The 22,612-nt window shown below is 68.4% G+C and carries 20 protein-coding genes and 1 riboswitch; of the genes, 12 read left to right on the top strand and 8 right to left on the bottom strand.

Features of this window, described 5'->3' with window-relative positions:
- Positions 1-21: 21 nt before the first annotated feature.
- Positions 22-1,317, bottom strand: a complete 1,296-nt coding sequence (locus K5L49_RS18260; protein ID WP_223694963.1) for an ABC transporter substrate-binding protein — start codon at positions 1,315-1,317, stop codon at positions 22-24.
- Between the two features lie 173 nt (positions 1,318-1,490).
- Between K5L49_RS18260 and K5L49_RS18255 the strand changes: the two genes are divergently transcribed.
- The 4 genes from K5L49_RS18255 (at position 1,491) to K5L49_RS18240 (ending at position 5,483) form a co-directional block, all read left to right on the top strand.
- Positions 1,491-2,519 (top strand): LacI family DNA-binding transcriptional regulator, encoded by a 1,029-nt coding sequence (locus tag K5L49_RS18255; protein ID WP_223694962.1) that lies wholly within the window; start codon positions 1,491-1,493, stop codon positions 2,517-2,519.
- A gap of 104 nt (positions 2,520-2,623) precedes the next feature.
- Positions 2,624-2,995: a DoxX family protein gene (locus K5L49_RS18250; protein ID WP_223694961.1), complete on the top strand. Its 372-nt coding sequence runs from the start codon at positions 2,624-2,626 to the stop codon at positions 2,993-2,995.
- A 147-nt stretch (positions 2,996-3,142) separates the two neighbouring features.
- Complete coding sequence (locus K5L49_RS18245) at positions 3,143-4,225, top strand: serine hydrolase domain-containing protein (RefSeq protein WP_223694960.1); 1,083 nt, start codon at positions 3,143-3,145, stop codon at positions 4,223-4,225.
- Between the two features lie 166 nt (positions 4,226-4,391).
- Entirely contained in the window at positions 4,392-5,483 is a 1,092-nt protein-coding gene (locus tag K5L49_RS18240; RefSeq protein WP_223694959.1) for a DUF1611 domain-containing protein, read from the top strand.
- A 16-nt stretch (positions 5,484-5,499) separates the two neighbouring features.
- Here the strand turns inward: K5L49_RS18240 and K5L49_RS18235 are convergent, their stop codons facing one another.
- Entirely contained in the window at positions 5,500-7,074 is a 1,575-nt protein-coding gene (locus tag K5L49_RS18235) for a hypothetical protein (protein WP_223694958.1), read from the bottom strand.
- Between the two features lie 78 nt (positions 7,075-7,152).
- Positions 7,153-7,323: riboswitch (M-box (ykoK) riboswitch) on the top strand.
- Between the two features lie 227 nt (positions 7,324-7,550).
- On the opposite strand from K5L49_RS18235, the gene mgtA reads away from it, so the two are divergent.
- On the top strand, positions 7,551-10,283 hold the full coding sequence (mgtA, locus tag K5L49_RS18230; RefSeq protein ID WP_223694957.1) for a magnesium-translocating P-type ATPase: 2,733 nt from the start codon (positions 7,551-7,553) through the stop codon (positions 10,281-10,283).
- A 103-nt stretch (positions 10,284-10,386) separates the two neighbouring features.
- Here mgtA and fdxA read toward each other — a convergent pair whose 3' ends face one another.
- Entirely contained in the window at positions 10,387-10,713 is a 327-nt protein-coding gene (gene fdxA / locus K5L49_RS18225; RefSeq protein WP_223694956.1) for a ferredoxin, read from the bottom strand.
- A gap of 33 nt (positions 10,714-10,746) precedes the next feature.
- Positions 10,747-11,226, bottom strand: a complete 480-nt coding sequence (gene soxR, locus K5L49_RS18220) for a redox-sensitive transcriptional activator SoxR (protein WP_223694955.1) — start codon at positions 11,224-11,226, stop codon at positions 10,747-10,749.
- Positions 11,227-11,256: 30 nt separating this feature from the next.
- Between soxR and K5L49_RS18215 the strand changes: the two genes are divergently transcribed.
- The gene (locus K5L49_RS18215) at positions 11,257-11,886 is read left to right on the top strand and encodes a flavin reductase family protein (protein ID WP_308116564.1); all 630 of its coding nucleotides are present in this window, start codon (positions 11,257-11,259) and stop codon (positions 11,884-11,886) included.
- A 306-nt stretch (positions 11,887-12,192) separates the two neighbouring features.
- On the opposite strand, the gene K5L49_RS18210 is transcribed toward K5L49_RS18215, so the two are convergent.
- Positions 12,193-14,757 (bottom strand): ATP-dependent Clp protease ATP-binding subunit, encoded by a 2,565-nt coding sequence (locus tag K5L49_RS18210; protein WP_308116563.1) that lies wholly within the window; start codon positions 14,755-14,757, stop codon positions 12,193-12,195.
- A 57-nt stretch (positions 14,758-14,814) separates the two neighbouring features.
- On the opposite strand from K5L49_RS18210, the gene K5L49_RS18205 reads away from it, so the two are divergent.
- Both K5L49_RS18205 and K5L49_RS18200 read left to right on the top strand, forming a co-directional pair.
- Complete coding sequence (locus tag K5L49_RS18205) at positions 14,815-14,991, top strand: hypothetical protein (protein WP_223694954.1); 177 nt, start codon at positions 14,815-14,817, stop codon at positions 14,989-14,991.
- A gap of 89 nt (positions 14,992-15,080) precedes the next feature.
- Positions 15,081-16,430, top strand: coding sequence for an MFS transporter (locus K5L49_RS18200; RefSeq protein ID WP_223694953.1), 1,350 nt, complete (start codon positions 15,081-15,083; stop codon positions 16,428-16,430).
- 34 nt (positions 16,431-16,464) lie between these two features.
- On the opposite strand, the gene K5L49_RS18195 is transcribed toward K5L49_RS18200, so the two are convergent.
- The gene (locus K5L49_RS18195) at positions 16,465-16,860 is read right to left on the bottom strand and encodes a VOC family protein (RefSeq protein ID WP_223694952.1); all 396 of its coding nucleotides are present in this window, start codon (positions 16,858-16,860) and stop codon (positions 16,465-16,467) included.
- A 101-nt stretch (positions 16,861-16,961) separates the two neighbouring features.
- On the opposite strand from K5L49_RS18195, the gene K5L49_RS18190 reads away from it, so the two are divergent.
- The gene (locus K5L49_RS18190; protein ID WP_223694951.1) at positions 16,962-18,053 is read left to right on the top strand and encodes a DNA glycosylase AlkZ-like family protein; all 1,092 of its coding nucleotides are present in this window, start codon (positions 16,962-16,964) and stop codon (positions 18,051-18,053) included.
- A 22-nt stretch (positions 18,054-18,075) separates the two neighbouring features.
- Here the strand turns inward: K5L49_RS18190 and K5L49_RS18185 are convergent, their stop codons facing one another.
- Complete coding sequence (locus K5L49_RS18185) at positions 18,076-18,507, bottom strand: nuclear transport factor 2 family protein (protein WP_223694950.1); 432 nt, start codon at positions 18,505-18,507, stop codon at positions 18,076-18,078.
- Between the two features lie 64 nt (positions 18,508-18,571).
- Between K5L49_RS18185 and K5L49_RS18180 the strand changes: the two genes are divergently transcribed.
- Complete coding sequence (locus K5L49_RS18180) at positions 18,572-19,129, top strand: TetR/AcrR family transcriptional regulator (protein ID WP_223694949.1); 558 nt, start codon at positions 18,572-18,574, stop codon at positions 19,127-19,129.
- Here the strand turns inward: K5L49_RS18180 and K5L49_RS18175 are convergent.
- Positions 19,110-19,898, bottom strand: a complete 789-nt coding sequence (locus K5L49_RS18175; RefSeq protein WP_223694948.1) for an SDR family oxidoreductase — start codon at positions 19,896-19,898, stop codon at positions 19,110-19,112. The genes K5L49_RS18180 and K5L49_RS18175 overlap by 20 nt on opposite strands.
- Positions 19,899-19,999: 101 nt before the next feature.
- Here K5L49_RS18175 and K5L49_RS18170 point away from each other — a divergent pair, with 101 nt between their 5' ends.
- Entirely contained in the window at positions 20,000-20,839 is an 840-nt protein-coding gene (locus K5L49_RS18170) for a helix-turn-helix transcriptional regulator (RefSeq protein WP_223694947.1), read from the top strand.
- A gap of 53 nt (positions 20,840-20,892) precedes the next feature.
- Positions 20,893-22,542 carry an amidohydrolase gene (locus K5L49_RS18165; protein ID WP_223694946.1) on the top strand — a complete coding sequence of 550 codons (1,650 nt, stop codon included), beginning with the start codon at positions 20,893-20,895 and terminating at the stop codon, positions 22,540-22,542.
- Positions 22,543-22,612 lie beyond the last annotated feature (70 nt).

Raw genomic sequence — 22,612 nt, 5'->3', positions numbered from 1 at the left:
GCCCCGACACGTCGCTCGGAACTACTGGCTGACCGTGAGACCCTGGGTCTTCAGCTCGGCGATGGTCTTGTCCTGAGCGGACTGCAAGGCATCCGCGATGGTGCCCTGACCGGCCCAGGCCTTGCCGAGCCCGTCATCGAGATCGGCGGCGGTCTTCGTCATCACCGGCCCCCATGTCCAGTCGGGGTTCACCTTCGGAGCCGCCTTGGCGAACACGTCGAAGATCTTCTGCCCGCCGAAGTACGCGTCGCCCTCGGCGAGAGCGGGGAGGCCGGTGAGCGCGGTGGCGGCCGGGTACAGTCCGGCCTTCGTGACCAGGTTGTTGTAGGTGGTCTTGTCCGTGCTCATCCAATGCGCGAACTCCCAGGCGGCCTCTGGCGTCTTGCAGCCCTTCAGCACCGCCGTGGCCGATCCGCCGGCGTTGCCGACCTGGTCGTCGCCCGCCGACCACTGCGGCATCGGGGCGACCGCCCATTTGCCGGAGCCGTCTGCGGCGCCGCCTTTGATCACACCGGCCTGCCAGACCGCACCGACAACTGTCGCGATGTCGCCGTCACCCAGACCGGTGTACCAGGCCTGGTCGTACATCGGGGCGCTGCTGATGAGACCCTCGGAGACGAGGCCCTGCCAGTAGTCGGCGATCTTCTTGTTGGCGTCGGAGGCGAGGGTCACCTTCCAGGCGTCGCCGTCGACACCGAACCAGGTGGCGCCGGTCTGCCAGGCGAGGCCCGCGTAGTCGTAGTCCATATACGGCGACGAGATGAATTTCTTGGGGTCGGACGCATGGATCTTCTCTGCGTCGGCCTTGTACTCGGCCCAAGTGGTGGGGGCCGACAGCCCGAGCGAGTCGAACAGCTGCTTGTTGTAGAACAGCCCCATGGGGCCGGTGTCCACCGGTGCGCCGTACACGGCGTCACCGACCGAGACGGATTTCCAGGCCGCGGGCTGGAACTCGCCCTTGTCGGCGTTCGCGTAGGTCGACACGTCTTCGAGGGCGCCCTGGGCCGCGAAGCTCGGCAGCGTCTCGTAGCCGACCTGCGCAAGACACGGCGCATTGTTAGCGGTCACAGCGTTGAGCATCTTCTGGTAGCCGCCCTTGGATCCGGGCTGCACTTCCTGGTATTTGACCGTCACATCTTTGTGCGATGCGTTGAAAGCCTTGACAGCATCGGCGTATCCCGGAGCCCAGCCCCAGAACGTGACCGTCGCGTGGCCCGAGTCGCCCGACCCGGAGCCGCTGCCCGAACATCCGGTCAGCGCGAGCCCGAGGGCGACCGCTCCGGCGACGCCCGCCATGCGGATTCCTGACTTCTTCACTGCCTCTCCTTTGATCACAGACACCCGTATCCGGGTACGAGCACCGAGTGTCGCACAGAATGATAGCGATAACAACTCGGGACCTTGGAAGTGCTTGAAACTCCCCAAAATATGCGCAAACGCGCAGATGCGCCCGTTATCATGAGAGGCGAAACGCAAGCGGAGGGGAATCGATGACGACCAACGACACCAGCCCGGCACCGAAGCCGCCGGGCATGACCGACGTCGCCCGGGTGGCGGGAGTCTCGGCCCAGACCGTGTCACGAGCCCTCAGCGGCCACCCCAATGTGCAGGAGAAGACCCGAGCCAAGGTGCTCGCCGCCGTCGAACAGTTGGGCTACCGCAAGAACAACGCCGCCCGCATCCTCTCCTCCGGGCACAGCCGCACCATCGGCATCGTGCTGATGCAGACCAGCTTCTTCTCCCGCACCGCCGTCACGGTCGGTGTCGAAGAGGCGGCCCGCGACGCCGGGTACTCCGTGAGCGCCGCCACCAGTCCCTCGCTGGAGCCCTCCGCCATCGAAGCGGCGATGTCGCGCCTGGCCGACCAGAGCGTCGAAGGCATCATCCTCGCCCTCCCACTCATCCACGTCACCCGGGGAATCGAAGAGCTCACCCGGGCGATCCCCACCATCACCATCGACGGCTCGCGCACCTCCTCGACCGAGGTCGTCGCCGTCGACCAGTCCCACGCCGCCCGGCTCGCCACCCAGCATCTCCTCGACCTCGGCCACGAGACGGTGTGGCATGTCTCCGGCCCCAGCGAGTGGCTGGATGCGGTCAGCCGCAGCGAAGGCTGGCGCTCCACCCTCGAAGCGGCCGGCATCGCCCCGCCGCCCGAGCTCAAGGGCGACTGGTCCCCCGCCTCCGGCTACCAGAACGGCCTCATCCTCGGGCGCATCCCCGACGTCACGGCCGTGTTCGTCTCCAGCGATGAGATGGCGTTCGGCGTCATCCGCGCGTTCCATGAGCTCGGTCGCCGCATCCCGGAGGACATCTCCGTGGTCGGCGTGGACGACATCACCCTCGCCGAATACTGCTCCCCCTCGCTCACCACCGTCGCCCAGCCATTCGGCCAGATGGGCGAGCTCGCCGTCGAGCACCTTCTGCGCTACATCGCCGACCCCGGCACCACCCTCGAGCCGGCCTCCGTCGAACCCCAACTGCGCATCCGCGCCAGCACTGGCCCCGCCCCGCACTGACCCCGCCCCGACATTTGCACCAAATGTCGACGGTTCAGCGGGCTGCACGGGGGCGATAGTGGGTATGTAGGGCAACCATTTCTATTCGAGAACAGGATCGACTCATGAACATCGCGCTCTGGATAGCCCAGGTGCTCCTCGCCGTCGTCTTCCTCTACTCCGGCATCGCCAAAGCGTCCCTTCCGAAAGACCGCCTCATCGCGATCGGCCAGACGGGCGTCGCCCCGTTCCCGCTGCCGTTCATCCGCACCATCGCCACCCTCGAACTCCTCGGCTGCGTCGGCCTGATCCTCCCCCAAGCGACCGGCATCGCCCCGTATCTGACCGTGGCCGCCGCCGCCGGTCTCGGAATCATCATGATCGGCGCGGCGTTCGCCCACCGCTCGCTCGGGGAGTACAAACAGGTGTTCGGTGTGAACCTCCCGCTGTTCCTGATCTGCGTCTTCGTCGTCGTCGGCCGCCTCCTCGGATACTGAACCGATCCGAATCCCGCTCCGCTGAAAGGAACACGACCGCGATCGCGTCGCGCTGCGCGATCTGCGCTTCATCCCCGAGCTCGTCGAGTCGGTCGATACCCGCATCCGGGGCTCGGCATCCGCCCCCGGGTGAGCGAAGATGGCAGCATGACGATTCCGTCGTCCGACCGCTCGCCCACCCGCTTCGACCCCGCCGCCCTGCGGCACGCGGTCGACCTCGTCCGAGCGCGTGGAGCGACAGCCCAACTCGTGGTGCGCCGCCACGGTGTCACGGTGGTCGATCGGTCGTTCGGCTGCGAACCGACCGCCCTCTTCTGGACATTCTCCGCCGGCAAGCCCTACACAGTGGTGCTCATCCACGCCCTGGCCGAAAGCGGCGTCATCGACCTCGACGCCCCGGTGGCGCGCTACTGGCCGGAATTCGCGGCGAACGGCAAGGAGGCGATCACCGTTCGCCACGTGCTACGTCACCGCTCCGGTTTCGCCACCGCCGGAAGCGCTGTCGGTGACGCGTTGGCGATGACCGGCTGGTCCCGCACCCTGCGCCGCATCGAGCGCGCCCGCCCCACCTGGCCGCCCGGTTCGGCACCGGCCTATCAATTCGTGATCTTCGGCTTCATCCTGGGCGAGGTCGCGCGCCGTGCCACCGGGATCCCGCTTCCCGAGCTGATGTCGTCGCTCCTGCTGGGACCGCTCGGCGTGCACGACACCTACCTCGGGCTCCCCGACGACCAGTGGCTCCGGCATGTGCCGCTCTCGGCGCCGCGCCCGGTGCGCGCCGTCGTCAACCGACGCGCCACCCGCGCCGCCATCATCCCCTCCGCGGGCTTCTCCACCACCGCGCGGGACGTGACCGTCTTCTACGAGATGCTGCTGAATGGCGGCGTCACGGCCGACGGCCGACGCATCCTGTCGTCCGCCGCTCTGCAGGCGGCCCTCGTGCCGAGCAGCGAGGGCCGCATCGACCGCTTCGCGCACTCCCCCATCCGCTGGTCCGAGGGCTTCCAGCTCGGCGGCCCACGTCATCTCCCGGAGTCGATCAGCCCGATGGGCAGCCGCAGCAGTCCCCGAACGTTCGGTCACAATGGCAGCAATTGCTGCATCGCCTGGGCGGATCCAGACCGAGACCTCGTCTTCAGCTATCTCACCAACCGGATCACCCGACAGCGCGACGACCTCGCCCACCTCGCCGAGGTGGCCGACGCCGTGCTCGACGCCTGCCCGGAGTGATCGGGGCCGGCTGCACCGACTCGCAGCCCGGGGGGCTCCCAGGCGGGGCTGCTACGGTTCGGGAGTTGGCACATCGCCAGCGTCAGGGAAGACGCCTCGCTGACCGTTGGGTCCCCCCGCCCGGCCACGATCCCGTCGCCTCCTCTGAGTCATTCAGAGGAGCGTCATGCCCACCCATCATTCGGCCGTCGTCTATTGCGAGGGCAAGTTCGGCAAACAGGACGGCAAGACCGCGAACGGTCTCGTGCGCTTCTCCGAGAAGTACGACATCGTCAGCGTGATCGACAGCACCTGCGCCGGCGTGGATGCCGGTCGCCACCTCGACGGGGTCGCTAACGGCATCCCCGTGCTCGCCGATCTCGCCGAAGCCATCGCCTATGCCGGCAGGGTTCCCGACTCCCTGATCTTCGGCATGGCCCCCGCCGACGGCCTGCTCTCCGCCCCGCAACGCGACGCCCTGCTCGACGGGATCAACCGGGGGATGAATCTGGTCAACGGCCTGCACGAGTTCCTGAACGACGACGCCGAGTTCGCATCCGCCGCGCTGCTCGCGGGCGTGACGATCACCGATATCCGTCGCCCCAAAGAGAAGAAAGATCTGAAGCTCTTCTCCGGCCGCATCTTCGACGTCGCATGCCCCCGCATCGCCGTGCTGGGCACTGATGGCGCGATCGGCAAACGCACGACCGCCACCCTGCTCACCCAGGCTCTGAACGCCCGCGGCATCACAGCGGTGATGGTCGGCACCGGGCAGACCGCTCTCATCCAGGGCGCCAAATACGCCGTCGCGCTCGACGCCACCGTTCCGCAGTTCTGCTCGGGCGAGGTCGAGGCGCAGGTCGTCGCGGCCGACGAGACCGAGCACCCCGATGTGATCATCGTCGAAGGCCAGGGTGCCCTGAGCCACCCGGCCTACCTGACCAGCGCGTACATCCTGCGCGGCAGCCGGCCTGCCGGCGTCATTCTGCAGCATGCGCCGGGCCGTCGGATGCTCGACGACTACCCGACGATGCCCATGCCCTCCGCCGCCTCCGAGATCGCCCTCATCGAAGCGTTCGCCGACACCGAGGTCATCGGGGTCACGATCAACCACGAGAACTTGACCGACGAGCAGATCGGCGCCGCGATCGACGAACACGAACTCGAGCTCGGGATGCCGGCCACCGACCCTTTGACCCGCCCGCTCGACCGCCTCGTCGAGATGGTGCTGCTGGCCTTCCCCGAGCTCGAGCCGGAGTCGGCCGTCCACCGCCGCTGAGTGCACTCCTGCACCGTCAGCTGTGGATGGAGCGGAGCCGTACCCGCGGCGTGTGGAAGTCTGTGATGGTGTAGCGGCCGCAGTCGATCGTCGTCGGCTGCGGGCCGGGTTCGACGGTCATCGGCAGGGTCGGCGGGCCTGATGCGTCGCTCACCAGGAACGAGACCGCTTCCTCGGTGTAGTCGGCCCGGTTGACGAGCCAGGCGTATCTGTCGAGGTTCGCATCCACCTGCAGCAACCGGCTCGGATCGGCGAGGTATGCCTTCGGGGCACGGATGGTCCAGAACTGCCCGGCGCCGACACGCCCGCTCGCGGTCACCCAGTCGTCCACACACCGGATCGACGCGTCGACGCGCGCGGACTCGGTCACGAGCCCTGGCACCGCTACCAGCGCGCCAACCGCGACCACGACGATCGGGAGCGCCCCGGCGACGACCAGCACCGCCCGCGGCGCGCGCACCTTCCGCGGAAGAATCCCGGGAAGCACCGTCACGGCGAGCACTGGCGCGAAGAACAGCGGCTCCAGATAGCGGGGGGCGTTCGTGCCGAGCACCACCGCTCCAACGACGACCAGCACGGGGATCCCCCAGGATGCGGCGGCCACGAATGTGCCGGCCAACCAGCCCTTTCGCGCGGCCGCCACGGTCGCGGCGACGCCGAGAGCGAGCAGCACGGCGACGAGCCCGAGCGAGAATATGCCCTCGACGGAATGCACACGATCCACGATCAGCGCCCCGAGGGAGCGGAGCGATTCGAGGGCACGGGACGGGTCCGCATACCCCGCACCGCTGTTCGAGATCATCGACGAAACCGGGATGCGCGCCAGCAGCCCGACGACCGCGCCGGCGAGCATGCCGAGCGTCGCCCACCGCACAACGGTCAGCGGAGCCCGTCGCAGAGCCCCGAGCACGATGAGCACGGCCGCGACCGGGATCACCGCCCAGGCGAGGACGATCGGATTGCTGAACGTGGAGAGGGCGATGACCGCCACGAGCACCGCGAGGGCCACCCGGCTCGGTCGCGCGGCACCTCTGTCGAGCATCCGGCGCACGAGCCCGACGGTCACGAGCGCAGCGATGACGGTGGCGCTGTAGTAGGTCGTGGTAGTCATCAGGGAGGCCAGTTCCAGCGAGTCCCGGCTCGCCGACGTCTCCAGCATCGCGAGCACGCCGAAGAGGGCGAAGGCAGCCAGCGAGAACGTCACTGGCCGCCGCGCCCGCTCCCCCGTGCCGGCGACGAAGCGGATCGCCGCGTAGAGCGCGACAAGGTTGACGACGGCGTTCAGGGTGAGTGTGGCTTTCACGCCGAGACCGAACAGGGAGAGCACCGCGTAGACGACGAACTCGGGCACGAACAGCACGGTCGAGAGCGCCCACTGCTGCGGCTGACCCGTCACCAGTGAACGCCACATCAGAGTGTTCACGAGCGAGTCGCCGTCATAGAAGAGCAGCCACGATCGATCACTCGACGCCAGCCGGGCCACGACGAGCGCCGCGATCGCCAGTGCGATGACGGCTCCCGCCGCCTCGGCGGCCCATCGCGGCGGGCTCCGCGTCGGGCGCGGGTCGGGTGCCGGATCGGGGATGCCCACCCTCCCACCCTAGGGCCATCGGCCGAGGTCTTGCCGCGGTCTTCGCCGGGTCCGCGATCGGTGTGCTATGGTCACCACGCAGCACTTCGTTAGGCGAGGCTCCTGCACGAACACAGGCCACTGATCTGACGACGTCGAGAGACGCCCAAGGTTAGGACAGGTTTCCCCGGCTTAAGGGGTCACCCAAAGTGGCTTCCCCCTCAAAGGGACACGTCGTGCAGTGTCAAAGCTCTTACGTGGAGGTAGCGCAAAGAAGTTCCTTCATGACTTCCTGTCTTCCGTGTGCGTCGAGCTGCGCGAACGAGGAAGAAGGAGGTGACCGTCGATGAGCGACGACCATAGTCGATCTCCCCGCCCGAGCAGGGCGAACGGTCACCGGTATCGCCCGGCTCTCTGACCGGTCACTCTGCGGGGCGCATCCGCTTTTCTGTTCTTCTTCCAACGCGGTATTTCGCCGCGGAACGTTTGGATCCACCATGCGCACATTCCGCACCGACGTCACGGACGTCACTACGCCCACCCCCGACACGCGCGGTACGGCGAAGACGGCCCGTCGTCTCGCCGACGGCACGAACCGTCTTCTCGCCTCCGGTCAGCAGAACCTGCTGAGGGATGCCGCGCTGCTTCCTCCGGAGGCAACGCTCAAGTCGCTGGCCACCACCTTGAACGGGCTGAACGACGCCGCCGTCGCCATGCGTCGCTCCCGCTACGGCACCAATGAGGTCGACCACGACAAGCCGGCCCCCGCCGTTCTGCAGTTCCTGAAGACGTTCACCAACCCGTTCGTGATCATCCTGCTCTTCCTCGTCGTCGTCATGCTGTTCACCGATGTGATCTTCGCCGACCCGGTCGACGGCCCGGACTACACCGGCGTTGTGACGGTGGGGATCATGGTGCTCGTCAGCGCCACCCTGCGGTTCTGGCAGGAGTACCGTTCGTCCCGCTCCGCCGAGGAGCTGAAGGCGATGGTCCGCACGACGACCGCGGTCACCCGCACCGAGACCGGTCGTCCGGTCACCCGTGAGCTGCCGATCGAGGAGGTGGTGCCCGGCGACGTCGTGCAGCTCGCCGCGGGCGACATGATCCCCGCCGATGTGCGCTTCGTGCGCACGAAAGATCTGCAGATCAACCAGGCGATGCTCACCGGAGAGGCCCTCCCCGCCGAGAAGAGCGTCGAGGCGCTCGAGAGCATCGAGGCATCCGACATCCTTTCGGCCGCCAACCTCGGCTTCCTGGGCACCTCGGTGGTCTCGGGCTCGGGAACGGCCGTGGTCGTCGGAACCGGAAGCCGCAGCTACTTCGGAAGCATGTCGTCAGCCATCGTGGGCGCACGCCCCGAGACCGCGTTCGACGTGGGGATCAAGAAGGTCAGCTTCACCCTGATCACGTTCATGCTGGTGATGGTTCCGGTCGTGTTCATCGTCAACGGCCTGACCAAGGACTGGACGAGCGCGTTCTTGTTCGGGGTGACGACCGCCGTCGGCCTCACGCCGGAGATGCTTCCTCTGATCGTCACCGCGAACCTTGCGAAGGGCGCCAAGCAGATGGCGAAGCGCAAGGTGATCGTCAAGCGGCTGAACTCCATCCAGAACCTCGGAGCCATGGATGTGCTGGCCACCGACAAGACCGGCACGCTCACCGAAGACCGCATCGTCCTCGAACGACACCTCGACGTCGCCGGCCGGTCCAGCGAGACGACGCTCGGCTACGCGACCGCCAACGCGCACTTCCAGACCGGGTTGCGCAACCTGCTCGACGCCGCCGTCCTCACGGCGGCCGGTCCCGACGAGCTCGCCCGCATCCGGGCCGAGTACACGCTCGTCGACGAGATGCCGTTCGATTTCGTGCGGCGGCGCATGTCGGTGGTCGTCGACGACGGCCTCTCGCACCTCATCATCACCAAGGGCGCCGTGGAGGAGGTGCTCGACCAGTGCAGCACCGAGCTCGTCAAGGGTCAGACGGTCGATCTCACCCCCGGGCGTCTCGCTGAGCTCGACGCGCTCGTGGCGGAGCAGAACGGGCTGGGGATGCGCGTGCTCGCCGTCGCCATCCGCTCGATGGTGCCGGCCGAGGACGGGAGCGCGGAGTACTCCCGCGACGACGAGACGGCGATGACGCTCGTCGGCTTCCTCGCCTTCCTCGACCCGCCCAAGGCGTCGGCCGCCGCCGCCATCGCGCGGCTGCACAAGCACGGGACGACCGTCAAGGTGATCACGGGCGACAACCCGCTCGTCGCCGCCACCGTGGTGCGCGAAGTCGGGCTGGGAGTCGGGACCATCGTGCTCGGACCGCAGATCGACGAGCTGTCGCTGGAAGAGCTGGGCGCCCTCGCCGAGACCACGACGGTGTTCGCGAAGGTCAACCCCACGCAGAAAGCGCGCATTGTCGAGGCGATGCGCAGTCACGGTCACACCGTCGGCTTCCTCGGCGACGGCATCAACGACGCCCCTGCGCTGCGCACCGCGGATGTGGGGATCTCGGTGGACACCGCCGTCGACATCGCCAAGGAGTCGGCCGACATCATCCTGCTCGAGAAAGATCTGACCGTGCTCGAACAGGGCGTGATCGAGGGCCGGCGCACCTTCGTCAACACCATGAAGTACATCAAGATGACCGCGTCGTCGAACTTCGGCAACATGTTCTCGGTACTCGTCGCCAGCGCCCTGCTGCCGTTCATCCCGATGATCCCGCTGGTCGTGCTCGTGCAGAACCTCACCTACGATCTGTCGATGCTCACCCTCCCCTGGGACAGCGCGGACAAAGCCGACTTGAAGTCGCCGCGCACGTGGGAGACCAAGAGCCTCTCGCAGTTCATGATCCGCATCGGACCGATCTCGTCGATCTTCGACCTGACGACGTACGCCCTGATGTGGTTCGTGTTCCAGGCGAACAGCCCGGCGCACGCCGCCCTGTTCCAGTCGGGCTGGTTCATCGAGTCGATCATCTCGCAGACGCTGATCGTGCACATGCTCCGCACCCGCCGCATCCCGTTCGTGCAGTCGCGGGCGAGCCTGCCCGTGCTGCTCGCCACCGGCGCGGTCTGCCTGTTCGGACTGGTGCTGCCGTTCACCGGGTGGGGGCACGGACTCGGCCTCGTCTCGCTGCCGTGGACGTACTTCCCCTGGCTGATCGCGACGCTCACCGCGTACTGCCTGCTCGTCCAGTTCTGCAAGAACCTCTTCATCAAGAAGTTCGGCACCTGGATGTGAGGCATCCGGGCCGGCCGGCGCCGTCGTCCTGACGGCCCGGCCGGTTCCGGTCGAGCGCCCGTCGAGCGTCTGTCGGACATCGGCGCGGATGGGCGATCGCCGGTCAGGCGGGTGCCTCCTGCGGCGGCAGCGCGGCGATCACGGGGTGGTCTTTGGCGATCACGCCGACCTTCGCCGCACCACCAGGCGACCCCACATCATCGAAGAACTCCACATTCGCCCGATAATAATCCGCCCACTTCTGCGGAAGATCATCCTCGTAACAGATCGCCTCCACCGGACACACCGGCTCACACGCCCCACAATCCACACACTCATCCGGATGAATGTACAGCGACCGCTCCCCCTCATAAATGCAATCAACCGGACACTCATCAATACACGCCCGATCCTTCACATCCACACACGGAAGCGCGATCACATAGGTCATGCCCTCACCCTAATATCTCAACCTCACTTGAGATCAATTCCGCCCGAGCGCCGCGGCTGCAGCCGGGAGCACGCGGCGCGGCCCGGCGCCGTCCTCCCCGAGTTTGTCCTGCGAGTTCACGACCACGCAGCGATCCTGGGAGAGGCAGCCGCAGCCCAGGCAACCGGTGAGCTCGTCCTGCATCCGGGTCAGAACCTCCTGTCGGCGGGCCAGTTCGTCGGCCCACGCCGCCGAGATGCGCCGCCACGCCTCCCGGCTCGGCGGTCGATCGTCGGGGAGGTCGGCGAACAGCTCGGCGACCGCGGCCAGCGACAGTCCGTACCGCACCGACACCTGGATGAACGCGATCCTGCGCAACGCGTGCCTCGGGAACAACCGGGTGTTCCCCGGCGACCGCACCGAGGGCAGCAGACCGAGCGAGTCGTAGTACCGCACCGTCGAGACCGGCACCCCCGATCGCCGGGCCACCCGACCGATCGGCAGCAGGTCGTCGGTGGAGAGCTCGTGTGCCATGGTCCCTCCTCGATTTGATCTGAAGTTCACTTGAGATGTTACCGTGGCTGTCGCCCGGTTCGCCTCCCGCCCGAACCGCAGCAGAGGAGCATCCGTGCCAGACGACACCCCCACCGCCCCAAGACCGCGACCGAGACCGCGACCGCGACCGCCGAGACAGCCGAGACCGCCGAGTTGGTCGCCCGGTTCAAGACCGCCTTCCGCCGCCATCCGGCCGGTGTCGCGGTCGTGACCGCGAAAGCCCCCTCCGGCCCGGTCGGACTCACGGCCTCCAGCGTCGCCTCCGTCTCGGCCGACCCGCCGGCACTCGCCTTCTCGGTCACCTCCAGTGCCGGTTCGGCGGGAGCGGTGCTGTCCGCCCCGACGTTCATGGTGAACCTGCTCCGCTCCACCCAGGCGGAGCTCGCCCGGGCGTTCGCCGTCTCGGGTGCACCCCGCTTCACACCCGACCAGGGATGGACGACTCTCGACACCGGCGAGCCTGTGCTGCGCGGCGCCGCCTCCGCGCTGCGCTGCCGCCCGCTCCGAACGGTCACGGTGGGCGGGTCCACCCTGATCCTCGCCGAGGTACTGGAGATCGAGCACGGCGAGACCGGAAGTCCGCTGGTCTTCCATGACCGCACGTTCCACGCTCTCTCCAACGGCTCCGCGCTCGCCTGAATCCGCGCTCGCCTGAATCCGCGCTCGCTTGAAACGGAACGGCGCCGGCGGATCACTGATCCACCGGCGCCGTTCTCTGCCGACCCTCGTGCGCCGCCCCTATTGCGTGGCGGGCCCGAAGACTCGACCCGGGAGGCGCTCCTTTTCTCAGGCGTCTCCGCCCCCGATCGCCGCCCGATCCTGTTTTCAGGACTCACCGGTCCGGCCCCGCCCCCTTCTCCTGAAAACAGGAAGCGGGGCTCCTGAATACAGGAAGCTGGGCTCCTGAAAACAGGAAGCGGGGCTCCTGAAGACAGGAGGCGGGTACTAGGCCGCGAGGGCGGGTGCCGGGCGCTCGGCGCCGACGGTCAGCTTCCCGTCCCGCGCATCCAACCGCACCAGGCCACCATCGACGAGGTCACCGCTCACCAGCAGATCGGCGATCCGGTCGTCGACCTCGCGCTGGATCACGCGGCGCAACGGCCGAGCCCCGTACTCGGGCTCATAGCCGTTCTCGGCGATCCACTTCACCGCGGCGTCCGTCTGTTCGAGACGGATGTCGCGCGCGCTCAGGCGGGCGGCGGTCGCTCCGAGCAGCATGCGCACGATGTCGCGCAGCTGCCCTTCGTCCAGCTTGCGGAACAACACGATCTCATCGATGCGGTTGAGGAACTCGGGGCGCATCGCCTCGCGAAGCTTGCCCATCACCCGGTCGCGCAGATCCTTCTCCGACGCGAAGCCGGCTGCATCAGCGGAAGCCCCCACCGGCACGAAGCCCAGGGCACCGCCGCGGGAGGCGAGGAACTCCGACCCCAGGTTCGATGTCATGATGACGACCGTGTTGCGGAAGTCGACCGTGCGCCCCTGCCCGTCGGTCAGTCGCCCGTCGTCCAGCACCTGCAGCAGCAGGTTGAACACGTCGGGGTGCGCCTTCTCGATCTCGTCGAACAGCACCACCGAGTACGGGTTGCGCCGAACGCGCTCGGTCAGCTGGCCGGCCTCGTCGTAGCCGACGTATCCCGGAGGGGCGCCGACGAGACGCGCGACCGTGTGCCGTTCGCCGAACTCGCTCATATCGAACCGAAGCATCGCCTTCTCGTCGCCGAAAAGGGAAGCGGCGAGCGTTTTCGCGAGCTCCGTCTTCCCCACGCCGGTCGGGCCGAGGAACAGGAAGCTTCCCACCGGACGGTGCTCGTCGCCGAGTCCGGTGCGGTTTCGCCGCACCGCCTTGGCCACGGCGATGACCGCGTCGTCCTGCCCGATCACTCGCTCGTGCAGCTCCGCCTCCAGACGTGCCAGACGCTCACGATCGGCATCGCCGATGCGGGAGACGGGGATGCCGGTGGCGCGCGAGATCACCGCAGCGATCTCGGGTTCGCCGACCACCGCATCCGGGCGTGGTTTGGCGCTCAGCGAGTCGAGCGAGGCCTGCACCGACTCGATCTCGTCGCGCAGCCGCGACGCCTCCTCATAGTGCTCCGCCGTGACGGCCGAGTTCTTCTCGGCCTCCAGCGACGCCAGGCGGGTGAGCAGGTCGGCGGCATCGACGCGTTTGCCGAGCGACAAGCGCAGCCGCGCGCCCGCCTGGTCGATCAGGTCGATCGCCTTGTCGGGCAGGAACCGGTCGGAGACGTAGCGGGCCGAGAGTTCGACGGCCGCGCGGATCGCGTCGTCGGTGTAGCGCACCCCGTGGTGCTGCTCGTAGGCGGAGCGCAGACCCGACAGGATCTGCACCGCGTCGTCGACGCTGGGCTCGCCGACCGTCACCGGCTGGAACCGGCGCTCCAGGGCCGGATCCTTCTCGATCCGGCGGTACTCCTTGAGCGTCGTCGCGCCGACCAGGTGCAGTTCGCCTCGGGCCAGCCGCGGCTTCAGGATGTTCCCCGCATCCATCCCGCCTCCGTCACCGGCACCGCCCGCCCCGACCACCGTGTGGAGTTCGTCGATGAAGACGATGAGGCTGTCTTTGCGCTGACCGATCTCGTCCATCAGTGTGGTGAGCCGCTCTTCGAAGTCGCCGCGATAGCGGGTTCCTGCCAGCATGCCGGCCAGGTCGAGGGAGACGATCCGTTTGCCCTGCAGCTGCTCGGGCACACCTCCGTCGACGACCGCCTGAGCCAGCCCTTCGACGATGGCCGTTTTACCGACACCCGCCTCGCCGATCAGCACCGGGTTGTTCTTCGTGCGGCGCGAGAGGATCTCCACGGTCTGCTCGATCTCGTCGAGTCGGCCGATCACCGGGTCGAGCTTGCCGTCGCGGGCGAGCTGGGTCAGGTCGGTGCCGTAGGTGTCCAGCATCGGCGTCTCGGAGGAGCCGGATTCGGTCTCGGGCTCCCCAGACCCTGCGGATCCTGCCCCGACCGTCGCGGACTGCCGCATGGCCGAGGTGAGCGCATCGGCCGTGACACCGGCCGCCTGCAGAACCTGCCCGGCCGGGGAGTCTTGCACGATGACGAGCGCGAAGAAGAGGTGCTCCGGGTCGATGTACGTTGAACCGGAGGCGCGCGCGACCTGGTAGGCGTGGAACAGCGCCCGCTGCGCGGATGGGGTGACCGACGCGGAGTCGACGTCGACGACGGCGCCGGATTGCGGCATCCGCTCCTCGGCGGCGGCCGCGATCGCGGCGGGGTCGATGCCGAGCCGGCGCACGGCGTCGACGGCGGGCTCTTCCTCGACCATCACGCGAAGGATGTGCAGAGCGTCGAGTTCGCGGTGTCCGTGGGCGAGCGCGAAACGTCCGGCCTCGGCAAGGATCTCCTGGGTGCGCCGGCTCAGGAAGCGGCTGATGTCGATGGAACGCGCGCTGCGCGCACGTTCGCCCGCGAGATAGCGGGCGAGGAACTCGTCGAACGAGTTGCCCGCGTCTGGCTCGGGGGTGAAGTTCTCGGGCACGATTTCTCCTGATTCTCGAAACTTGAGTCGTGTTCACTCAAGTTCAACAACGGTGTCGTGCGGCTATTCCCGGATGCGCGGGTGATTCCTCCACTGCAGCCGCGCGCCCGTGGTGGCACGACGATCGCCCGCGACGCCGCCGGAACCGCCCTCCTCGACGAGCTCGAGCACCTGAGTCCGGCAGAACTGGGCCGTCGGACGGCAGACAGCGGAGGGTCGGCCGTGGAAGACTAGCTGCAGGTCCTCCGGGCCCTCCAGGAACCACCGTTCGACGACTCGGAGAATCCGACAGATGCGTTTCCCGTCCCTCCCGTGAGCGCGCTGTGACCGTGCCCGCTCCGCCACCACACGCCCGCAGTGCCCCGCGCGCCTGGCTGGCGATGATCCCGATGCTGCTCGGCATCCTCATCGGCAGCCTCACGATCTCCGCGGCGACGACAGCCCTCCCGGCGATGCGCATCGATCTCGGGCTCAGCGAGGCCGAAGGCATCTGGATCATCGACGTCTACCCGCTCGCCCTCGCGGCGACGCTCGTGGTCGCCGCCCGCGCCGGCGACGCCTTCGGCCGGCGGCGCATCATGGTGCTCGGCCTGATCGGCTTCGCCCTGCTCAACCTCGCGGGCGGGTTCGTCTCCGACGGCCTGCTGCTCATCGTCATCCGTGCCCTGCTCGGCCTGGCCGAGGCGATGGTCGTGGCGAGTGTCGTGGCCACCATCGGATCGCACTACCAGGCCCGCGAACGGGTGCTCGCCTATGGCTTGTGGACGGCCACATTCGGCGCGGGCAGCGCGTTCGGACCGGTGGTCGGCGGTCTCCTCGCGGAGGGGCCCGGCTGGCGCTGGATCCTGCTCGGCTGCGTTCCCCTCGCAGTGATCGCGATCGGTCTGGCGCTCTGGCTGGTGCCGGAGTCGCGAACGCCGACGCAACCGCACTGGGATGCGGCGAGCATACTGACCTCGGTGGTCGCGCTCGCGGGCATCGTCTTCGCCCTTCAACACCTCATCGCGACGCCGATTCCCGCAGCCGTGGCGGCGGCCGTCGGTGTGGCCGCGCTCGTCGTGTTCGTGCGTCGGCAGCTGCACCTGGCCGATCCGCTCATCGATGTGCGCCTGTTCACCATCTCCGGGTTCACCGACGCGTACGCCCGAATCCTGGTGAGCACCGGCGCGAGCGCGGCCACCGTCTATCTCACGAGCGTGCACCTGCAAGAGGTGCGGGGCGAGAGCCCAGTGGTCGCCGGCCTGATCCTGCTTCCGCAGGCGATCACGATCGCGGTCGGCGGTGTTGCCGCTCCGGCGGCGCTGCGCTGGTTCAGCAGCGGTGGGGTGATGATGTCCGCGCTGATCCTCCAGGCCGCCGGGCTGGCCTGGCTCGCGTTCGACCCGGCCGTGATGGTGGTTCCGCTCGCGATGATCGGCGCCGGTTTCGGCGTGATCGGGACGCTCGCCGCCACCGCCCTCTTCGACGCGACGACGCCCGACCAGGCCGGGCAGGTCGGTGCCGTTCAGGAGGTCGGGTTCTCCCTGGGGAACGGGCTCGGCGTGGCGGTGTTCGGGACGATCGCTGTGACGATCGTCACCGGCGGTTTCACCGTTGCGCTGGCGGTGTCCGCTGTCGCCGTGCTCGCGGCCGCGCTTCTCCCGCTGACCCGCCGCAACCCCGCGGTCGCCTGACCCGCGCGGGGAGCAGCACCGCGTGCGGTCTGCGTCACATCGGCCCCGCGACGCCGATCAGATTGCCGGCCGGGTCGCGGAAGTGCCCGACGACGACGCCGCCCGCCGCATTCACCGCCGGTCCGAGCACGCGCAGGCCACCGAGACGTTCCGCATCGGCCAGTGCCGCTTCGACATCCGCGACGCCGACGTAGAACCCCACTCGCGCCGCGTAGCCGTCTCCCCCGCCGATTCCGCCCGGAATCCCGCCCTGGTTGCCGCTCTCCGCCTCCGATGGCGCCTCGATGAACGAGTAGCTCGTCACCTCGGAGACCTCGGGCGCAACCGGGGCGCCGGGCGGCGCATCCCAGCCGAAGAGGTCGGCATAGAACCTGCGCAGAGCCCCGGGGTGCGGGCCGATGATCTCGAAATGCACGACGGAGTTCGACATGGCCCGACACTACGCGCCGATGCCCGCCCCGCCAACGGCCCACGGCTGTCTCTCCCCGAGCCGACATTGCGTCCGCCCACACCGCTGAATAGCGTTGAAGCATGACACCGCTGCGGCTCGACAAGACCGAGGCCAGGCGCATCGCGATCCGGGCGCAGCGGCTCGATGCCGCGCGACCGGTCGGGCTGCTGCCGCTCGTGCAGCAGCTCACTTTCCTCCAGCTCGACCCGACGGCCACCATCGCGCCGAGCGCCGATCTGATCGCCTGGTCGCGGCTGGGCTCGTCGCATCGGCCGGCAGAACTGCAGAAGGCGATCGAACAGGATCGAACCCTCTGGGAGCACAAGGCGCAAGACGAGGCGACCAGTCCGGCGATCGCGATGGTGCGACCCATCTCGGATCTGCCGCTCCACCTCGCCGAGATGGCCCAGGGTGTGCGGTTCCGCGATGCCCGGGTCTGGCTGGCGGCCAACGAGACGTTCCGAAACGATGTGCTCGCCCGGCTTCGGGATGCGGGCCCGCTGCTCTCCCGCCATATCCCGGACACCAGCACGATACCGTGGGTGTCGAGCGGCTGGACCCACAACCAGAACGTCACCCGGATGCTCGAGTTCCTGGTGGCTCGTGGCGAGGTGGCCACTGCCGGCCGGATCGGTCGCCAGCGCACCTTCGATCTCGCCGAACGCGTCTATCCCGCCGGTGTGGAGCCGCTCCCATTGGAGGAGGCGAAACGTCTCCGCGATCAGCGGCGCCTGCGCTCGCTCGGCATCGCCCGGGCCGTGATGGTCGGCGAGGCCGGTGAGCCGGCACAGCTCGACGGAAGCAGCCGCGAGTGGCGGGTCGATCCGGATGCGCTCGATCGCCCCTTCGCCGGGCGAACGGCCCTGCTCTCCCCGTTCGACCGACTCATCCACGACCGCATCCGAACGCTCGAGGTCTTCGACTTCGAGTACCTGCTCGAGATGTACAAACCCGCCGGAAAGCGCCGCTGGGGCTCGTTTGCGCTGCCGATCCTGCATGACGACCGCCTCGTCGGCAAGCTCGATGCGATCGCGGACCGCATGGCCGGAACACTGACGGTGAACGCCCTCCACGAAGACGTTCCGTTCGACGGCTCGATGATGGGCGCGGTGCGCGCGGAGATCGACGACCTGGCCGGCTGGCTCGGGCTGCGAGTGGTCTTCGCAGCCTGACGCCTCGCCGCCCGTAAGGCATTCAGTCGGCGCCGGTCATGGCCGCCACGAGCCGCTCGGTCATCCCCAGTGCCTGAGCGGCCTGCACGACGCTCGAGTAGTCGCGCGAGTGCACGATCAGACCGTTCTCCGTGGTGATCACCATCACGTAGTCGAGTGCGAATTCCCGCCCATCGTGTGCGGTGACGCCGTGGAGCCGGTACTCGATGACGGCGGTGGCGGGGTCGGCGGTCTCGTGTATCCGGACACCGCTCACGCGGGTGTATCGAGCGCCTCCCGTGCGCGAGAAGCCGGCCCGCAGCTCCTCGCGGGTCACTTCTCTCCGCTCGGGGAACAGGGGCGCAGCGAACGGCATCTCGATCACGGCCCGCTCAGCGTAGACGTCGGCGAGTGTGCGCAGATCGGCGACGGTCCGCTCGAGGAACCGCTGTGCTGTCTCGGTGGCTTCGGACATCGGAATCTCCTAGGGTTGGAAACGGAACAGACGTTCCGATCAGAATACGGAAGGTAGGTTCCGTTTGTCGAGCACCCCACCGGCGACCCGCGCCGACGCTGTCAGGAATCGCGAGCGGCTCCTGCACGTCGCCGCCGACTGTTTCGAGCAGAAAGGCGCCGCGTTCTCGGTCGACGAGGTCGCGGCCCTCGCCGGCATCGGCACAGGCACTTTCTACCGCAACTTCCCCACGAAGTCCGCGCTGCTCGCCGCGCTCGTCGCCCAACAGCTCGACGCACTCGCAACCGGCACTGTCGATGACGGGGACGCCGGCGCCGCCGTCCTCCGGTTCGTGGCGGAGGCCATCGCCGGTTCCCGCCGCAAACACGACCTCGTCGTCGCGCTCGAAGCGGCCGGATACGCCACCGCAGAGGAGATCTCCGAGGCGTCGACACGGTTCCGGCAGCGGTTCGGCGAAGTGCTCACCCGCGCGCAGGCGGAGGGGACGATCCGCGCCGACCTCGGCCTGGAGGACCTCCTCGCGCTCCTCTCCGCGGCGACGGCAGCGGCGGCGAGGAGGGGGTCCTCGGCCGCCGCTGTCGCCGCGGTCATCGGCGACGGCCTCAGACCACAGCCGATCTGATCCCGTCGCGGCCGTGCGGATCCGACCGGTTGAGAGCCGCGACGACCTCGTCGTAGTCACCGCGAGCCTCACCGAACCGCAGGAACTTCACACGCTCCACGAGGATCTCCTTCGCGTCCGGCTGCGTGTCGAACAGCGACACCACCTCGGCGATGAACTCATCCAGGGGAACGGCCGCCTCACTGTTCTCCTGTCCGGGGAGCAGGGAGGTCCGAACGGCGGGCGGCACCAGCTCGACGATCCGGACGCTGGTGTCGGCCAGCTGCAACCGGATGCTCTCGCTGAGCATGTGGATCGCCGCCTTCGCCGCGTTGTAGCTCGGCGTCGCCCGCAGCGGGGTGAACGCGAGACCGGAGGAGACCGTGACGATCGTCGAATCCGGTCGTGTCTGCAACTGCTCGATGAAAGCCCCGATCAGACGGATCGGCCCGAGAACATTCGTGGTGATCACGGATTCGGCCGACTGCACGAAACCAGCCGCGGTATGCCAATCTTCGACCCTCATGATGCCGGCCATCGCGACGAGCACATTCAGTTCGGGGTGCGCGGCGATCACCTCGGCCGACGCGGCCGCGATGCTCTCCGCATCGGTCGTGTCGATGCGCACGGTGTCGATGCCGGGATGCTCGGCCGCGATCCGTTCCAGAAGCTCGGCCCGACGCCCTCCGACGATGACGGTGTTCCCCTTGTCGCGCAGGGCGAGGGCGAGCGCCAGGCCGATTCCGCTCGTCGCACCGGGGATGAAGATGGTGTTCCCTGAGATGTTCATGTTCCTACTGTCCGTCTGCGCGGTGCGGCGCGGGAGAGGAGCGTTCATCGGGGGATCCGCAATCCCTGGATGCGGGCGGCTCGGCAGCGCATGATGAGGACATGGACCGTTCCGCGCTCTCCGACTTCCTCCGCACCCGCCGCGAGACCCTGCAGCCCTCGGATGTGGGGCTCCCGCAGGGCGCCCGGCGTCGCGCACCGGGACTGCGCCGCGAAGAGGTGGCCCAGCTCGCCGCGATGTCGGCCGACTACTACACACGGCTCGAACAGCAGCGCGGACCTCAGCCGAGCGAACAGATGCTCGCCTCGCTCGCGCGGGCCCTGCGTCTGAGCGACGACGAACGCGACTATCTGTACCGTCTGGCCGGGCACAACGTCCCCGGCCGCTTCAGCGGGTCGGCCCATGTCTCGCCGGCACTCCAGCGGGTGCTCGACCATCTCGACGACTCCCCCGCGCTGGTGCTCTCCTCTCTTGGCGAGACGCTGGTGCAGAACCGGATCTCCGCGGCGCTGCTCGGCGACCGGTCGGGGTTCACCGGCTTGGAGCGCAGCGAGTACTATCGGTGGTTCGTGCATCCCGAGACCGAGCGCATCCGCTACCCGGAAGACGACCGCGACCGGCAGGGCCGCGCCCAGGTCGCCGCGCTGCGATTGGCGTACAGCACATTGGGCGCCGACTCACGGGCCGGCGAATTGGTGCGCGCCCTCCTCAAAGCCAGTCCGGAGTTCGCCGAACTGTGGGAGCGTCACGAGGTCGCCAAACGGTTCGAGGACCACAAGACGCTCATCCACCCGGAGCTCGGCCCGATCGAGCTGGACTGCCAGGTGCTGTTCACCGAAGACCAGTCGCAGTGCCTGCTCGTGCTCACCGCACCGCCCCGCTCGGAAGGCGCCGAGAAACTCGCCCTGCTCGCTGTGCTGGGAACGCAGGCTTTCACCTGACCGGCGCCGCACCGCGCCGCACCGCACCGCACCGCACCGCTACGATCGGCCTCATGCCGACCGAACCCGAGCCCGAGCCCTCCTTCGCCGATCGAGTCTTCCTCGGCGCGGTGATCACGATGGACGACGGCATGCCGACCGCGTCGGCGGTCGCGACCCGCGGCGACCGCATCCTGTTCGTGGGCGAGCGGGATGCGGCGGCCGCCCTCATCGGGCCGGGCACGGTGGTGACCGAGCTGGACGGGGCCGTGTTGCTGCCCGGTTTCGTGGAGGCGCACGGGCATCCGGTGGCCGGTGCGATCCTGGAAGGACCCGGGATCGTGGATATCCGCCCGGTCACGGTCGCGAGCGCCGCGGACGTTCTCGACACGATCGAGCGGGCGGTGCATGAGGCCGGCCCCGAGGGCGCGTATTTCAACGGCTGGGATCCGCTGCTGCAGGTGGGGCTCCCCGAGCCCACCCTCGCCTGGCTGAACGGTCTCGCCCCCGACAAGCCATTTGCGATCCTGCACAACTCGGGGCACTCGGCCTACTTCAACACCGCGGCCGCCGAAGCCGCGGGGATCACTCGCGAGTCCGCCGATCCGGTCGGGGCCTCGTTCGGGCGGGATGCCGACGGCGCCCTCGACGGGAGCCTTCTGGAGGCCGGCGCGGTGGCGGTGCTGTTCGCCCCGAAACTGCGGGTCGGTCCCGCGGAGTACGCCGAACTGATGCGGGCGGCGACCCGTCGGCTGAACACCGTGGGGATCACGACGGTGGCCGAGCTCGGTTACGACCCGCATCTGGACCCTCTGCTGGAGGCGGCGCGCGAGGCCGGCTCGCTCACCGCGCGCCTGCGCCTCTACGAGATGTCCACTCCGGAGCGCATCAGCGCGGCGCGACCCGGCGACGGCGACGAACTGGTCCGCCGGGTCGGAATCAAGTTGTGGGCTGACGGCTCACCGTGGGTGGGGAACATCGACACCTCGTTCGAGTACCTGGATACCCCCGCCACCCGGTCGATCGGTCTGCCCTCCCACCACCACGGCCGCGCCAACTACACACCGGATGAGGTGCTGGCGATCAGTCGCGCCTATTTCGACCGCGGCTGGCAGCTGGCGTGCCACGTGCACGGTGACGAGGCGGTCGATATGGTGCTCGACGCGTGGGAGCGAATCCTGACCGAGTCGCCCCGGGACGACCACCGGCTGCGGCTGGAGCACGTCGGGGCGATGACCGCCGAGCAGTTCGACCGCGCGGCACGCCTCGGCGTGACCGTGAGCCTGCTGATCGACCACCTCTTCTACTGGGGGGATGTGCTCGTCGACGGTCTCTTCGGCCCGCAGCACGGCGCCGCCTGGATGCGGGCCCGCTCAGCCTCCGAGGCCGGCATCCGCATCTCCTTCCACAACGACGGCACGGTCACCCCGGCAGAGCCGCTGCGCAACATGGATGTCGCGGTCTCGCGACGCAGCCGTTCGGGCCGGATCCTCGCGCCCGAGGAGCGCGTCACCGTCGAGACGGCCCTGCGGGCCGAGACCATCGACAGCGCCTTCCAACTGTTCTCCGATCATGAGATCGGGTCGATCGAAGTCGGGAAGCTGGCCGATCTGGTGATCCTCGGAGCCGACCCCCGCGCGGCCGATCCGGTGACGACGCCGGATGCCGTCGCGTGCATCCCGGTGACCGAGACGATTCTGGGCGGCCGCACCGTCTGGCCCTGAGCATTCTCTCAGTAGTTGACCAATGTCAATTAACCTGACTATAGTTGACCGCGATCAACTATTGGGAGAA

It is taken from the genome of Leifsonia poae, assembly GCF_020009625.1.
In the GTDB taxonomy this organism is placed as follows: domain Bacteria; phylum Actinomycetota; class Actinomycetes; order Actinomycetales; family Microbacteriaceae; genus Leifsonia; species Leifsonia poae_A.
This window is presented reverse-complemented; position numbering and strand designations above follow the sequence as displayed.

What these genes read in the sequence shown, in the direction of transcription:
- K5L49_RS18255 (WP_223694962.1), top strand. Translation starts at nt 1,491, where the DNA reads ATGACGACCAACGACACCAGCCCGGCACCGAAGCCGCCGGGCATGACC.
- K5L49_RS18250 (WP_223694961.1), top strand. Translation starts at nt 2,624, where the DNA reads ATGAACATCGCGCTCTGGATAGCCCAGGTGCTCCTCGCCGTCGTCTTC.
- K5L49_RS18245 (WP_223694960.1), top strand. Translation starts at nt 3,143, where the DNA reads ATGACGATTCCGTCGTCCGACCGCTCGCCCACCCGCTTCGACCCCGCC.
- K5L49_RS18240 (WP_223694959.1), top strand. Translation starts at nt 4,392, where the DNA reads ATGCCCACCCATCATTCGGCCGTCGTCTATTGCGAGGGCAAGTTCGGC.
- mgtA (WP_223694957.1), top strand. Translation starts at nt 7,551, where the DNA reads ATGCGCACATTCCGCACCGACGTCACGGACGTCACTACGCCCACCCCC.
- fdxA (WP_223694956.1), bottom strand. Translation starts at nt 10,713, where the DNA reads ATGACCTATGTGATCGCGCTTCCGTGTGTGGATGTGAAGGATCGGGCG.
- soxR (WP_223694955.1), bottom strand. Translation starts at nt 11,226, where the DNA reads ATGGCACACGAGCTCTCCACCGACGACCTGCTGCCGATCGGTCGGGTG.
- K5L49_RS18195 (WP_223694952.1), bottom strand. Translation starts at nt 16,860, where the DNA reads ATGTCGAACTCCGTCGTGCATTTCGAGATCATCGGCCCGCACCCCGGG.
- K5L49_RS18190 (WP_223694951.1), top strand. Translation starts at nt 16,962, where the DNA reads ATGACACCGCTGCGGCTCGACAAGACCGAGGCCAGGCGCATCGCGATC.
- K5L49_RS18185 (WP_223694950.1), bottom strand. Translation starts at nt 18,507, where the DNA reads ATGTCCGAAGCCACCGAGACAGCACAGCGGTTCCTCGAGCGGACCGTC.
- K5L49_RS18175 (WP_223694948.1), bottom strand. Translation starts at nt 19,898, where the DNA reads ATGAACATCTCAGGGAACACCATCTTCATCCCCGGTGCGACGAGCGGA.
- K5L49_RS18170 (WP_223694947.1), top strand. Translation starts at nt 20,000, where the DNA reads ATGGACCGTTCCGCGCTCTCCGACTTCCTCCGCACCCGCCGCGAGACC.
- K5L49_RS18165 (WP_223694946.1), top strand. Translation starts at nt 20,893, where the DNA reads ATGCCGACCGAACCCGAGCCCGAGCCCTCCTTCGCCGATCGAGTCTTC.